This is a genomic window from Bacteroides fluxus YIT 12057, from assembly GCF_000195635.1.
Lineage (GTDB): Bacteria > Bacteroidota > Bacteroidia > Bacteroidales > Bacteroidaceae > Bacteroides > Bacteroides fluxus.
In genome coordinates, this window is sequence record NZ_GL882691.1 from 140,853 (window position 1) to 155,439 (window position 14,587).

Below are 14,587 nucleotides of genomic sequence, written 5' to 3' on the forward strand. Positions count from 1 at the left end.
TATAAAAATCGTGAAATCATTCCACATTTTCCAATTTCAATGTCCAGGCATAATGGCATGGAACCTCATTATAAGAGATGACAGGCACCTCTATCACAAGATTCTTACCGTTCTGTTTCCATTGCAATTTTTTGTCATATCCTAACATGGTAACTTTAGTCTTTCTGGTAGATTGGACATCCTTCAATATGACTTTTCCCTCCGGCAATTTAGGTAAAATGGCATATACGCTATTTTCTTTGGCTGTAAAGAAAATTTCCTTTACGGCATATCCGGGATCCGGATCTACGGTCTGTTTCAAGATAGAGTTCCCGCCCACATAGTGCTTGCTCTTGTCTTTCCAGTTCCTGTCGCCCTTGGACCACTGTTCGGTCTGCTTCCAGGCATGCGTGCCGTAAATGGCCTCACCGTTCACCTTCAGCCATTCTCCCATTTGCAATAAACGTTCCTGCATAATAGGGGGGATTTTTCCGCTTCCGTTAGGGCCGATGCCCAACAGCAGGTTACCACCTTTGCTCACGATATTCACCAAAGTAAGGATCAATCCTTGCGGGCTGGAATAATCTTCCACATCCTCATTTAAATTGTATGAGAAAGAAAATCCCATGCCGCGGCATTCTTCCCACGGTTTGTCACCGGGCATAGCATGGGTGCTGTATTCACGTGTGTAATAGTCGCCGTGCTTCTTCCCGTCTGTAAAACGTGCCCAACGGTCGTTCAATACAATGGTGTTTTTTACAGGAGATTCTGAATAGATCCATTGGAAAAGTTTCTTTGTCTGCCAGATTGAATCACTGTAGTTGTCAGGGCCGTCAGACCAGAGCAAGTCGGGATGATAGCTGTTCACAAGGTCCTTTACTTGAGGAATGAAATGGCGGGATACATAAAGATCCAGCAATTCCGGTTTATATAGCGGGCTTTCCCACTCTCTGCATGAGATGTAGAACCCTACCTTTATATCCGTCTTGCGGAGTGCATCGGTATATTCCTTTACGAGGTCACGTTTCGGACCCACTTCTACACTATTCCAAGGTCTTCCGTAATCTCTGGAAGCTTCCTTGCTGGGCCACAATGCGTAACCGTCGTGATGCTTGGTCGTGAGAACGATATACTTGGCTCCTGCTTTTTCAAAGAGCTTGGCCCAGGCATCCGCGTCATAGTCAAGTGCTTTGAACTTCCGCGCAAATTCATTATAATTAAAATCTTCGCCATACATCTTGGTATGGTAGTCATAGATTTCGGTTCCGGTGAAGTCACCGTTACCAAATAGTTTCTTGTTGTCCAACCAATATTTGTACCATTCCTGATAGGTTCCCTTAGGTGACCACATAGGCACAGAGTAGATTCCCCAATGGATAAAAATACCGAATTTGGCATCTTTAAACCATGATGGAGTAGGACGGCTGTCCAACGATTCCCATGTTTGCTCATAGGTCTTGTCTTGTGCACTTGCTCCCATCATCAAGAACAGTGCTGCAAATACTAACATTGCTTTCTTCATCATATTATTTTTTATAAAGGGTTCCTTGTGGTTTTAGTTGGTTGTATTACTCTGTTTGTTCTACCGTTCTTGTTTTTTGTGAGTAAAATCTTGACTATATTGGTCTTTCTCCGGGTTGGCAATACGGAGATTGGTCATTGCATGAACTGCTATTGTAGGGCTGTCCCTTAGGAAAAGTTGCATTTGGGCAGGTTGAGGTCTTTTTGGCATAGCTGTATTTATCATTATAATAATAAGGTTAACTATATACGTCTCATAAGTACTCTTAGAACTAACTTTATCAGCGCATTTCAAGAAGAAAAGGAGTGAAAATGATGGTTGCGTTACTTCAGCAACAATCGTTTATTATATATAAGGTATAAAAGAATCTGTTGTTCTACCCTAATAATTATTGGTGATTGAGGCGATGTGAAGCCATTTTATCCATTTTGATAAAGGTATTCTACCATCCGATAATTTAAATAAAAAGATTTTTGGTTTCCTATTTCCCTGCTTTTATTAGAAAAATACGGGGATATGATATTTAGAAAAATAAAAAAACGGGGTAATTAAAAAATAATTTTATTAAATGTGCGTTATTAATAAAATTATTACTATTTTTGTCGCGGATATCAAAGCCTCTTTGTGTATATAGTTCTAAGAGAACTTATTGCTTTGATGCTAAAATCCTTTGGTAATAAAATGAATAAGAAAAATTAGGTGTTTTATTATAAACCTTAAATTACATTATTATATTTAAACAATTTCGAACAGTCAGCATGTTCTTGCTCTTGTTGGGAGGTTTTACAGGAGTTGTATGTGCTGCAAGCCCTGACGTAGCAGGGGTTTATGCCACGCAACAGAGTGGTGTTTGTAAAGGTACAGTCAACGATGCTCTTGGGCCTGTTATCGGTGCCTCTGTGGTAGTAAAAGGAACTACCAATGGTGTTATTACCGACATTGACGGTAACTTCTCTTTGTCCGATGTAAAGGAAGGTGACATTATCCAAATTTCATTTGTGGGTTACAAAACGGTAGAACAGGTATGGAATGGAAAACCGCTTACTGTTACTTTGGAGGAAGATTCTGAAGTGTTGGATGAAGTAGTGATTACGGCATACGGTGGTAAGCAACTTCGTTCTAAGGTGACTAACTCTATTTCTAAAGTAAAGGAAGATGTGCTGACCAGTGGTTCGCATACCAATGCGGCACAGGCCTTGTCCGGTGCTGTTTCCGGTTTGCGTGTGCAGCAGACTTCAGGTAATCCGGGTGAAGTGCCTACTATGGTGCTCCGTGGTGGTACAAATCTTGACGGTACAGGCTCTCCGCTAATTATTGTGGACGGACAGGTACGTAATAATTTAGGTGACATCAACTCCGAAGACATTGAGTCTATGGAGGTGATGAAAGATGCCGGCGCCACAGCTATCTATGGTGCCCGTGCCAATAATGGTGTCGTTTTGATTACTACCAAGCGTGGTAAGGAAGGTTTTAGTGAAATCCGTTTCAAAACGAAAATTGGTATTAACCAGTTCCGCAGTAACTATAAATATCTTAATGCCGGTGATTATCTTTATTGGTTCCGCAAGGCGGTACAGAATTCCGCACAGTTCGTAAATGTGGACGGCAAATATTATGGATCTACTGATATGAGTTCTTTAAGTGCCGCCCAACCTTATGGTACAGGTAATGTTTACTTTAACAATGACGGTACTGTGGCAGACGGTAACTTGAATGGCAATGCTGTTTGGAGTACTATGAAGTATTCAGATGATTTGGCTTTTTTGTTGCAAAAGGGTTGGAAGACCATGATTGATCCTGTTTATGGCGATAAGTTGATTTATAAGGACTTCAGCATGTCTGATACTAATATCGAGGACAACGCTTTGAATCAGGACTACAACCTTAGCCTGACCGGTGGAAATGAAAAGGGCAATTACTACATGAACTTAGGTTACAATGATACGAAGGGTAATGCCAAGGGTAACTGGTACAAGCGTTTCTCCGCTACGTTGAATACGGATTATAAGATTCGTAAATGGTTGACTTCCAAATCGTCAGTATCTTATACAAGATCTACATGGTTCGACCTCTACGATGGCAAACAGATGATGGACGATTATACCGACAACGAAATGCTTAAAATGGATTTTGCCAATTATTTCAGCCGTGCCTTGAGTTTGCCTCCCACTTTCCGTGGCACAAATGAGAACGGTGAATATTTGTATGGTCTGCGTTGGGACTATAGCGATACCATTTCCGACAATAACCTGAACCAGTACGAACGTGACAATGTCAGTAACAAACTGAATCTGAATCAAGCGTTTGTGTTTGATATCACAGACGGGCTGGAACTGAAGGTGAGTGGTACTTTATATCGCTACGAAAAATCTTATGATTCTTTCAATAAGGACTTGTATCCACGTATGGGCACGGTGAATACTCTGCGCGAAGCTTTCGCCATGAAAGACCTTTATACGGAACAGACGTATAACGCTGTATTGAACTATAATAAGCAGCTGACCGAAGAGCATTATGTATCTGCTATGTTGGGAGCTGAATATTACGACCAGTATCGTACCGGTTTCAGTGCGTACGGTAACGGTGCTCCTACCGATGAGTTTGGTGACTTGGCCTTGACAAAACCGGAAAGCCGCAAGATTGACTCTTGGCATCAGCGTCAGCGCATCATGTCTTTCTTCGGCCGTTTAAATTATGACTATATGAGCAAGTATTTGGTTTCATTTGTGATGCGTCGTGATGGCTATTCCAAATTGTTGGGCGATAATCGTTGGGGGGTGTTCCCCGGTGTGTCTGCCGGTTGGGTCTTCAGCAAGGAAAAGTTTATGGAGTCTCTTCAACAGGTTGTTTCATTTGCTAAATTGCGTTCCAGCTATGGTTTGAACGGTAATGTTTCGGGTATCGGTGCCTACGATCTGCAGGGTGGATATGAGACTTATAAATATGCCGGACAAGTAGGTAACTTGCTGGGTAAAATTCCTAATCCTAACTTGCGTTGGGAAAAGTCACATACTTTTGAAGTAGGTGTAGATTTGGGCTTCCTGAACAATAAGTATATGTTGAACGCCACGTTCTACAACCGTCGTACAAAAGATAAGTTTGCCGATATTGTCTTGCCTTCACACTCAGGTATCGAAAAGTTTAAGACCAATAACGGTGAAATACAGAACCAAGGTATCGAATTGGACTTGACAGCACGCATTATTGACCAGAAAGACTGGAAATTCAATGTAAATGCCAATATGGCTTGGAATAAGAATAAAATTATTTCATTGCCTAACAATGGACTGGACAGAAACAGACAGGAAGCGTTCGAAGTCTATACGGGAAAGAAATTGCCGGACGGCTCATGGGAAAAAGCATGGGTAGGAGGATATCAGGAAGGCGGATGCTGGGGTGATGTCTATGGCTTTAAAGCTGAAGGTATTTACCGTGACTGGGATGACGTCAAGAATTCCGGTATCAAAAAAGATATCTCAAGTCCTAATAACAGTGGTCGTCAGATTACTTTGCTGGGTCCTGATGAATGGAATAAACTGACCGATGAGGAAAAGAAAAACACAGGTGCCGGTGGTTATCTGCCTATTCAGCCGGGTGATGTGAAATGGAAAGACGTGAATGGAGACGGTATTATCGATGACTTTGATAAAGTGAAATTAGGCAATAAACTGCCGAAAGTAACAGGTGGTATCACGTTGAACCTTTCATGGAAAGATCTGACTTTGAGTAGTCGCATGGACTATGCTTTGGGACATACTGTAATCGATACAAAGACTCCGTGGATTATGGGTGCTGCACAAGGTTCCTATAATACCATTGACTTGAGCAAGGATACTTGGACTCCGGAGAATCCAAACGCAAAATATCCTACATATGTATGGGCCGACCAGTTCGGTAAGCGTAATTATTGTCGTGACAATAACAGTTTGTTTATTTACAAAGGCGACTATTTGGCATTCCGTGAAGTTACTTTAAGCTACAAAGTGCCTGAAAATTTCATTGCCAAAGCCGGTGTGAAGACTTGCGAACTTTCTATGACAGTTCAGAATTTAGGCTATCTGACCGCGGCAAAAACTATGTTTTCACCGGAATACGGTGCTAATTCTTGGGGTGGTTACTCCCTGCCTCGTTCTATCGTATTCGGTCTGAATGTTAGTTTCTAACCTTTAAATGATTAATAATAAAATGAAGAAGATTTTATATACACTATGCTTGATGGCAGCTCCGCTGTTCTTCCAGGCATGCGATAATCTTGATTTGTCGCCCATTGATTATTCCGGTTCTGAAAATTTCTGGCAGAACGAGGCCCAGGTAAACAGCTTTATGCTGGGATTGCATAATCATCTCCGTTCGCAATTTGTGGCAGATGCCTTTAAATTGGGCGAAACCCGTGGCGAAACCTTGAAAAAAGGAACGAACAGCTGTGGCTCTTCTTCCAGTTACAGTAACTTGATTGCCAATGAAATTTCTGAAAGCAACCCTCAAACGTCAAATTGGAATGGATTTTACGGTAAATTGTTACAAGTGAACCACATGATTGAACAACTGGAAGGAGCTTGTACATTCCTGGATGATAACAGCCGTAACTATTATAAAGGGATAGCTTATGGACTCCGTTCTTATTATTATTTCTGGCTTTACCGTACTTATGGAGGTGTACCTTTGGAATTGACCGTGAAAGTGACAAATGGTAGCATCAGTGCTCCTGATCTTTATCTGAAGCGTGCTACAGCGGAAGCCACGCTGCAACAAATCAAAGATGATGTGGAAGCTTCGCTTACCGCTTTTGGACAGACGAATAAAACGACTCCCAGTTATTATTTTTGGAGTAAATCGGCTTCTTTGATGTTGAAGGCGGAAATTTATTTGTGGTCTGCCAAGGTAAAGACGGATGATCCTGAAACTCCCCATACTCCTGGTGGTGTTGCTGATCTGAATATAGCTAAGAGTGCATTGAGTGAGGTGATAGGTAAGTATTCATTGGAAAGTGATTTTTCCAAACTGTTCAAGGAAGAAGGCAAAGGCAATAACAATGAAGTTATTCTGGCGCTTTATCTGGATAAGGACGAGTATGTCAACCGTAACCATTTCCGTACTTTCTTCTATCACATGAACTTCGCAGGAAACAATCAGGTAGATGCTGACGGTAATGATATTACTGACCCGCTGGACTTGAAGGGTGAAGGTCTGCTATACAATGAATGGAGTGAAAGTTTTGTGACATCCTTTGATAAGAAAGACTTGCGTCGTGCAGCTACCTTCTATGAATATTATTCCAAGGGTGACGGTACTCCTGATAATCCCGGTGGTAAACATGGATGTGCCATGTTGAAATACTTTGGCCAAAATGTAGATGGTACCCATTATTTTGATCCGGATATTATTCTCTATCGTTATGCTGATGCGATATTGATGATGGCTGAGATTGAAAACGGACTGGGTGGTGATTGCGCTAAGTATATTAACGATATTCGCCAGCGTGCCTATGGCGCCAATTATGATGCTGCGGTTACTTATGCCAACGGTACTTATGCCGAGAATGAATTGGCGATTTTGAAGGAGCGTGACAAAGAGTTTGTTGGAGAAGGTAAACGTTGGTTCGACTTGCTTCGTATGCATGATGCCAATAAAGGACCGTTGGTCTTTTCTGTAGAAGCAGCTTACTTGCAAGGTGACGAAACCGGTGCTATTCTGGATAAAGCTACTGAAAGCTATCGTGTATTGTGGCCCATTGAACGTTCTTTGATGAGTAATGACCCTGAATTGGAGCAAACCGTGAATTATCCGACAGCTACAGACAGTGCAAAATAAATCTATTCTGAAGGGCTACACCCTTTTGCCCGGAGGGTGTAGCCCTGACAGGCAAAGGGTGTAGCCTTAAAGTGTAAAGGGTGTAGCCCTTTTTTTCTGTTGATATGGGAAAGGATGAATATGCTATTCTGTCCGGAAAGTGGAAGCAGGTAATCCCGTCTTGTTCACTAAGTTGGCGCGAGTAAACGGTTGCCAGCCGTAGCGCACGTAGCGTGGATTCTTGATGCTTTTGTTATAGACCTTCAGGCGGTTTCCTTCTACCTCGGCAACGGCGGGTTCAAACAATCCGTCAATTTCCGCCACCTCAAAAGTGCGCAGAGGCTGACCGTCGGCGCTGTGCAATCCTTCACCATAGTCGAATGTCAGATATGCTGCACCATTACGGAACTCCACGTTGCGGTACAGAGGACCTGACGGTACCACTTGCTTGTGTCCGTAGGTGCGGTTCAGTGCCCAATGTCCCAACCGTTCGCCGATTGGTTTCTTATTGCGGGGATGCACGTCCAGAGAATCTCCATGGTCACTGGAAACCGCCATGCCTGTCGCCCGGATATCCTCCATCATTTTCCGTTGGCTGTCACGGAACCATGGCCATGAAGGGCGGTCTATGCTGGAAAGCTGCACATAGTAGAAAGGTAGCTGCTCGTCATTCCAGTTCCTGCGCCAGCTATCTACAAGTAGATGGAACAGCTTTTCGTGTGTGGTGAGATTATGTGCGTTTGATTCTCCCTGGTACCAGATGATGCCTTTTATGGGGAAACTCTCCAAGGGACGGATGCCTGCCTCATAGAGGTAACAAGGTTCGTAGGGATGACGTTGCTCTTTGTAACTGGATTTTTTGATGTTCAATGCAGCACGGCCACGTACCCAGTCCTGGATAAAATCATTGCCGGTCCATTGTTTCAGTATGGCAGGAAATCGGTATTCCAATGTACTCCGGTCTATCCATGCTTCCGTAGGAGAGCCTCCTATGGCATTACAAATCAGTCCGACAGGTACTTGCAGACTGTCACGTAGCATTTTGCCGAAGTAGTAGGCTATGGCAGAGAAGTTGCGTGCCGTCTCGGGAGTGGCAGCTTCCCATTGGGTGCCTTTGTAGTATTGAAGGTGGTTCAGGGAATCGAGCACAGATACCGGCCATTCCACGGCGTGGGTAAGCCATCGGCCTTTCATGTCAAACAACCGCAGTTGGCTGTCTTTGGCGGCAGGTATGTCTTTTGAGGCGGTAGTGGCGGCTTTCAGCATGAATTCCATGTTGGATTGTCCCGAGCAGAGCCATACTTCGCCTGCCAATACGTCCTTATATAATAAGGTGGTTTTCCCGTCTGTAACAGTCAAGGTGTATGGGCCGCCTGCGGACAGAGGAGCCAATGTCACCTGCCAGTGCCCGTCACTGCCTGCCCGTGCGGTCTTTTTCTGTCCGGCTATGCTGACTTTCACTTTGGCGTCGGCATTGGCCATTCCTTTGATTTGCAAAGGACGGTCACGCTGAAGTACCATTCGGTCCGTATAAGTCATAGGCATCTGTAAACCTCCGTAATCACCGGTAATGGCAGAATAAACCGTTTGTGCCAATATTCCGGCACCTTCCGGATTGGGATGAACGGCGTCCGGTAGCATGAAAGGGTAAGGATACAGGGGCTGCTCGAAATCGGTCAGTTGTACATTGGCTACGTGTGCCACGGTCTCTATGGCTTGTTGTATTTCTCCGCGCCAGTCGCGTGTGCCCGATTCGAAACGCGGATGGCGGTCGGCGATGGGAGTCAGTTTGGCAATGATGATCCTGCAGTCCGGTTTCGCTGTCCGGAAGCTGTCAATCAATGCCAGATAGTCCCGGATAAACTCGTCCCTGTAGTTTGGCCAGTCGCGTGGGTCGGTATCATTGATCCCTAAGTGGATCACTACGATGTCACCGGCAAATGCCATCGCTTTCCGATACTCTTCCTGTTGCATGTAGGGGCGGTGTCCCCTGTTCAGCAGGGTGGCTCCTGATTTGCCGAAATTTCCCACCTGGTATGCGTCGCCCAGCATTTGTTGCAATCGTGCCGGATAGGCTTGTGTCTCACGTTCGGGTAACGTGTAACCATAAGTGATGCTGTTTCCTACGCATGCCACCTTCGTACGCTTCTGAGCCGAAGCATGCAAAGCAAGCAGCATGAGCAATGAATAAAGAATGATTTTTTTCATGGTATCTTTGTTTGAGTTTGTTATTATGGTGCAAAGTTAGCAAAAAGTAATAGATAAAATGAGAATATTTAATTATATACACCGTATAAACTAAAAAAATATATTAATTAAAAATGCATATTACATATATATATTGTATATTTGCAGAAAATCCTTTATCTAAGAACATGAAAAGTAAACTTCTGTACGTTTTTATTACTTGCTTTAGTCTGCTGTATGTCCGGGCTAATGACACTTCCGAAACTATAATCTTGAACCGGGGATGGATGTTCGCGCAGTCGGGAACCGATAAATGGCTGCCTGCCACCGTGCCGGGTACTGTACATCAGGATCTGTTGAACCATGAACTGCTCCCTGATCCTTTCTTCGGAACCAATGAGAAAAAAATCCAATGGGTAGAGAATGAGGATTGGGAATACAAGACCACATTCACCGTGACCGGAGAACAACTTTCGCGGGGAGCCGCCATGATGACTTTTGAAGGGCTTGACACGTATGCGGACGTTTATCTTAACGGTGCATTGTTGCTGAAGTCGGACAATATGTTTGTCGGTTATTCCGTCTCGGTGAAAGAGGTGCTCCGCCAAGGAGAAAACAAACTGCATGTCTTTTTCCGTTCACCTGTCAAGGAGACATTGCCGCAATGGGCGTCGAACGGATTTGACTATCCGGCGGACAATGACCATTCAGACAAGAAACTCAGTGTATTTACCCGAAAGGCTCCTTACAGCTACGGCTGGGACTGGGGAATCCGTATGGTGACCAGCGGCATCTGGCGTCCTGTCACGTTGCGTTTCTATGATGTGGCTGCCATTGGCGACTATCATGTGAAACAGCTTTCGCTGACCGACCGGCAGGCGGAGATTTCCAATGAGCTGGAGATAAACAGTATATCATCGGGAAAAGAGGAAGCCGAAATCATCGTGTCCTGTTCTTTGAAGGACGGACAGCCCCTTATCGTCAGACGGCCGGTAGTGCTGAATCCCGGCATCAACCATGTGAAAATCCCTGTAGAGATAAAGGACCCGGTGCGCTGGATGCCCAATGGCTGGGGAGAACCTGTGCTGTATGACTTTACGGCGCAAGTGGTCTGCCGGGGAAAGACGGTAGCTTCCGAACATCACCGTATCGGACTTCGTACGGTCCGTCTGGTGAATGAAAAGGATGAACACGGTGAATCCTATTACTTTGAAGTGAACGGTATCCCCATGTTCGCCAAAGGGGCGAACTTTATTCCCAATGACATTTTGCTTCCTTCCATGACCGACGAGCGATATGCCACCTTGTTCCGGGACATCAGGGAAGCCAATATGAATGTCATCCGTGTATGGGGAGGAGGCACTTACGAGGATAACCGCTTCTATGACCTTGCAGATGAAAACGGTATCTTGATATGGCAGGATTTTATGTTCGGATGTACCATCTATCCGGCTGATCCGGTATTCTTGAAACGCGTTTCCGAGGAGGTCGATTATAATATCAAGCGTTTGCGTAACCATGCTTGCCTTGCCATGTGGTGCGGTAACAACGAGATTCTGGAAGGGTTGAAGTATTGGGGATGGCAATCCCGTTATACTCCCGAAGTGTATGAGGAGTTTTACCGCAATTATGACAAGCTGTTCCGCGAATTGCTTCCTTCCAAAGTGAAGGAGTGGGACGAGGGGCGCTCTTATATCCATACTTCTCCTTATTTCTCCAATTGGGGACGTCCCGATTCCTGGAATATCGGTGACAGCCACAACTGGGGTATCTGGTACGGCAAGAAAACTTTTGAATCGTCCGACACGGAAATCGGACGGTTCCAGAGCGAGTTCGGTTTCGAATCGTTTCCCGAAATGAAGACCATCGCCACTTTTGCCTCTCCCGAAGATTATGAGATCGAGTCTGAAGTAATGACTGCCCATCAGAAGAGCTCTTTGGGCAATGACTTGATACGTACCTATATGGAACGTGATTTCATCGTTCCCGAGAAATTTGAGGATTTTGTCTATGTCGGTCTTGTACTGCAGGGACAGGGGATGCGCTATTGCTTTGAAGCGCACCGCCGCAACCGTCCATACTGTATGGGAACGCTTTATTGGCAACTGAACGACAGCTGGCCGGTCGTGTCGTGGTCGGGCATCGATTATTATGGTAACTGGAAAGCTTTGCATTATCAGGCGAAACGTGCGTTTGCTCCGTTGATCGTTAACCCTATCCATGAAAACGGGAATCTGAATGTCTATCTGCTTTCTGACAAACTGGAAGATTCGGCAGGCATGACTTTGGAAATGCGGTTGATGGACTTTAACGGCAGGAAACTGCAACAGGAGTCGGTCAAAGTGGAGGCTCCCGCCAACAGTTCTGTCAAGGTGTTTGGCAAACCTTTGGACGAGTGGGCGGATGAAGGACAACGCAAGGAGTGTTATTTGCTGCTTTCCCTTAAAGACCGGCAAGGGCGTGAGATTGCGCGTGACATCCATTATTTCGTGCCTACCAAGGACTTGAATTTGCCCCGGGCTGTTGTGAAAAGTAAGCTGAAGGTGTCGGATGGCCGTTGCGAGGTTACACTCTCTTCCTCAAAGCTGGCAAAGGATGTTTTTGTGCAGATACCTTATCAGGGGGCACGCTTTACGGATAATTTCTTTGACCTTTTGCCGGGAGAAACACGCAAGATTGTAATTACCTCTCCGGAAATAAGGAAAGGTGTGGTTCCTGAGATATCCATTAAGCATATACGTGAAACTTATTAATTTTTTTTAAACATATAAATATGAGAAACCTATTGAAGACGGCAGCAGCGATTGCCATGACCGGATGGTTATGTTCCTGCTCCGGTGAAAAAACTGAAGCAAATTACCGGGTGATTCCTATCCCTCAAGAAATTGTGATGGCTGCCGGCAGTGAGTTTACATTGAGTAGCGGTGTTAAGATTATCTATCCGGAAGGAAATGAGGCGATGCAGCGCAACGCCCGGTATCTGGCCGACTATTTGAAGAAAGCCACCGGAATGGATTACCGGGTGGAAGCCGGTACTGAAGGCAAGGGGAATATCCTGCTTCAAGTACTTCCGGATGCTGAAAAACCGGAGGCTTATCAGTTGAAGGTAAATGGTGAAGGTGTCGTGATTTCCGGTGCAAGCGAGGCCGGTGTATTTTATGGAATCCAGACTTTACGCAAGTCCATTCCCGTCGTGGCAGGCAGCACTCCCGTGCTGGCCGGAGTTGAAATCAATGACGCTCCCCGTTTCGATTACCGTGGTGCCCATTTTGACGTGAGCCGCCACTTCTTCACGGTGGATGAGGTGAAGAGTTTCATCGATATGATGACACTGCATAATATGAACCGTCTGCACTGGCATATCACCGATGACCAGGGCTGGCGTATCGAAATCAAGAAGTATCCGTTGCTCACCGAGATTGGCTCCCAGCGCAAGGAAACCGTTATCGGCCGTAATTCCGGAGAATATGACGGCAAACCTTATGGCGGTTTCTATACTCAGGAGCAGGCTAAGGAAATCGTGGCTTATGCCGCTGAACGCTATATCACCGTAATTCCCGAAATAGACCTTCCCGGACACATGCAGGCTGCCTTGGCGGCTTATCCGCATTTAGGATGTACAGGTGGCCCGTATGATGTATGGACGATATGGGGAGTCTCCGACAATGTGCTTTGTGCGGGCAATGACAGTGTGCTGACTTTCATTGATGACGTACTGGCGGAAATAATGGATATCTTCCCTTCGGAATATATACACATCGGAGGTGACGAATGTCCGAAGGTGAAATGGCAGACTTGTCCTAAGTGCCAGGCACGCATCAAGGCCTTAGGCATCAAGTCCGATGCCAAGCATAGCAAGGAAGAGTATTTGCAGAGCTTCATCATCAATCATGGCGAGAAATTCCTGAATGCACATGGCCGCCAGATGATAGGTTGGGACGAGACTCTGGAAGGTGGTCTGGCACCGAATGCCACCGTGATGTCCTGGCGTGGCGAAGGCGGAGGCATTGAAGCTGCCAAGCAACACCATGATGTGATCATGACTCCGAACACTTATCTCTATTTTGACTATTATCAGACTAAGGATACGGAAAACGAGCCTCTCGGCATTGGCGGTTACCTGCCGTTGGAGCGGGTTTATGGCTACGAGCCGATGCCCCGTTCACTTACTCCTGAGGAGCAGAAGTATATCATAGGCGTCCAGGCCAACCATTGGACTGAGTATATTCCTACACTTTCGCATTTGCAGTATATGGCATTGCCGCGTTGGGCAGCTCTCTGTGAAGTTCAATGGAGCAGTCCGGAAGAGAAAAACTACCAGGATTTCTTGAGCCGTCTGCCGCAACTCATCAAGTTGTACCAGGCCGAAGGTTACAATTATGCCAAACATGTGTTTGATGTGACCGCTGATTTCCGGGCCAATGCGCAGACCGGTGTTGTGGAGGTCAGCATGAAAACCATAGACAATGCTCCCATCCATTATACACTGGATGGTACGGAACCCACCGCAGTCTCACCCGTGGCAGACAGTGTGCTTGCCATCAAGGAGAATTGCACGTTCCGTGCCGTAGCTGTACGTCCCGAGGGCAACAGCCGTATTCTTTCCGAGAAAATCGCTTTCAGCAAATCCACCTGCAAACCTATTGTGGCTAACCAGCCTGTGAACAAGCAATATGAGTTCAAGGGGGTATCTACCTTGGTTGACGGGCTGAAAGGCAACGGTAACTATAAGACCGGCCGATGGATTGCTTTCTACCGCAACGACATGGATGTGACCATTGACTTGCAGGAACCTACCGAAATCTCCAGTGTGGCTTTCACTACTTGCGTGGAGAAGGGCGACTGGGTATTCGACGTACGTGGTATCACTGTCGAGGTGTCTGATGACAACAAGACATTTACCAAAGTCTTTTCGGAAGAATATCCGGCTATGAAGGAAACCGACCGCAACGGTTTGTATGAGCATAAGCAGACATTCGAGCCCGTCAAGGCACGTTACGTGCACATCCTTGCCCCGTCGGAACACTCTATTCCTGCTTGGCATGGCGGAAAGGGAAATCCCGGTTTTCTGTTTGTAGATGAGATTGTAATAGACTAAAAGAAGAATCA

The 14,587-nt window shown here is 45.6% G+C and carries 6 protein-coding genes; 4 read left to right on the forward strand and 2 right to left on the reverse strand.

Translation table 11 applies throughout. The features are described from left to right. Nucleotides 1–16: 16 nt before the first annotated feature. Complete coding sequence (locus HMPREF9446_RS15900; protein ID WP_148345852.1) at nt 17–1,501, reverse strand: alpha-L-fucosidase; 1,485 nt, start codon at nt 1,499–1,501, stop codon at nt 17–19. 758 nt (nt 1,502–2,259) lie between these two features. Between HMPREF9446_RS15900 and HMPREF9446_RS15910 the strand changes: the two genes are divergently transcribed. Both HMPREF9446_RS15910 and HMPREF9446_RS15915 read left to right on the forward strand, forming a co-directional pair. After that, nucleotides 2,260–5,664 carry a SusC/RagA family TonB-linked outer membrane protein gene (locus HMPREF9446_RS15910; RefSeq protein WP_009126765.1) on the forward strand — a complete coding sequence of 1,135 codons (3,405 nt, stop codon included), beginning with the start codon at nt 2,260–2,262 and terminating at the stop codon, nt 5,662–5,664. Between the two features lie 22 nt (nt 5,665–5,686). After that, the gene (locus HMPREF9446_RS15915; RefSeq protein ID WP_039969819.1) at nt 5,687–7,312 is read left to right on the forward strand and encodes a RagB/SusD family nutrient uptake outer membrane protein; all 1,626 of its coding nucleotides are present in this window, start codon (nt 5,687–5,689) and stop codon (nt 7,310–7,312) included. Nucleotides 7,313–7,435: 123 nt separating this feature from the next. Here the strand turns inward: HMPREF9446_RS15915 and HMPREF9446_RS15920 are convergent, their stop codons facing one another. Beyond that, nucleotides 7,436–9,499: a GDSL-type esterase/lipase family protein gene (locus HMPREF9446_RS15920; RefSeq protein ID WP_009126767.1), complete on the reverse strand. Its 2,064-nt coding sequence runs from the start codon at nt 9,497–9,499 to the stop codon at nt 7,436–7,438. Between the two features lie 167 nt (nt 9,500–9,666). On the opposite strand from HMPREF9446_RS15920, the gene HMPREF9446_RS15925 reads away from it, so the two are divergent. Further along, nucleotides 9,667–12,231, forward strand: a complete 2,565-nt coding sequence (locus tag HMPREF9446_RS15925; RefSeq protein ID WP_009126768.1) for a beta-mannosidase — start codon at nt 9,667–9,669, stop codon at nt 12,229–12,231. Nucleotides 12,232–12,251: 20 nt separating this feature from the next. Continuing rightward, complete coding sequence (locus HMPREF9446_RS15930; protein WP_009126769.1) at nt 12,252–14,576, forward strand: glycoside hydrolase family 20 protein; 2,325 nt, start codon at nt 12,252–12,254, stop codon at nt 14,574–14,576. The last annotated feature ends 11 nt before the right edge of the window (nt 14,577–14,587 follow it).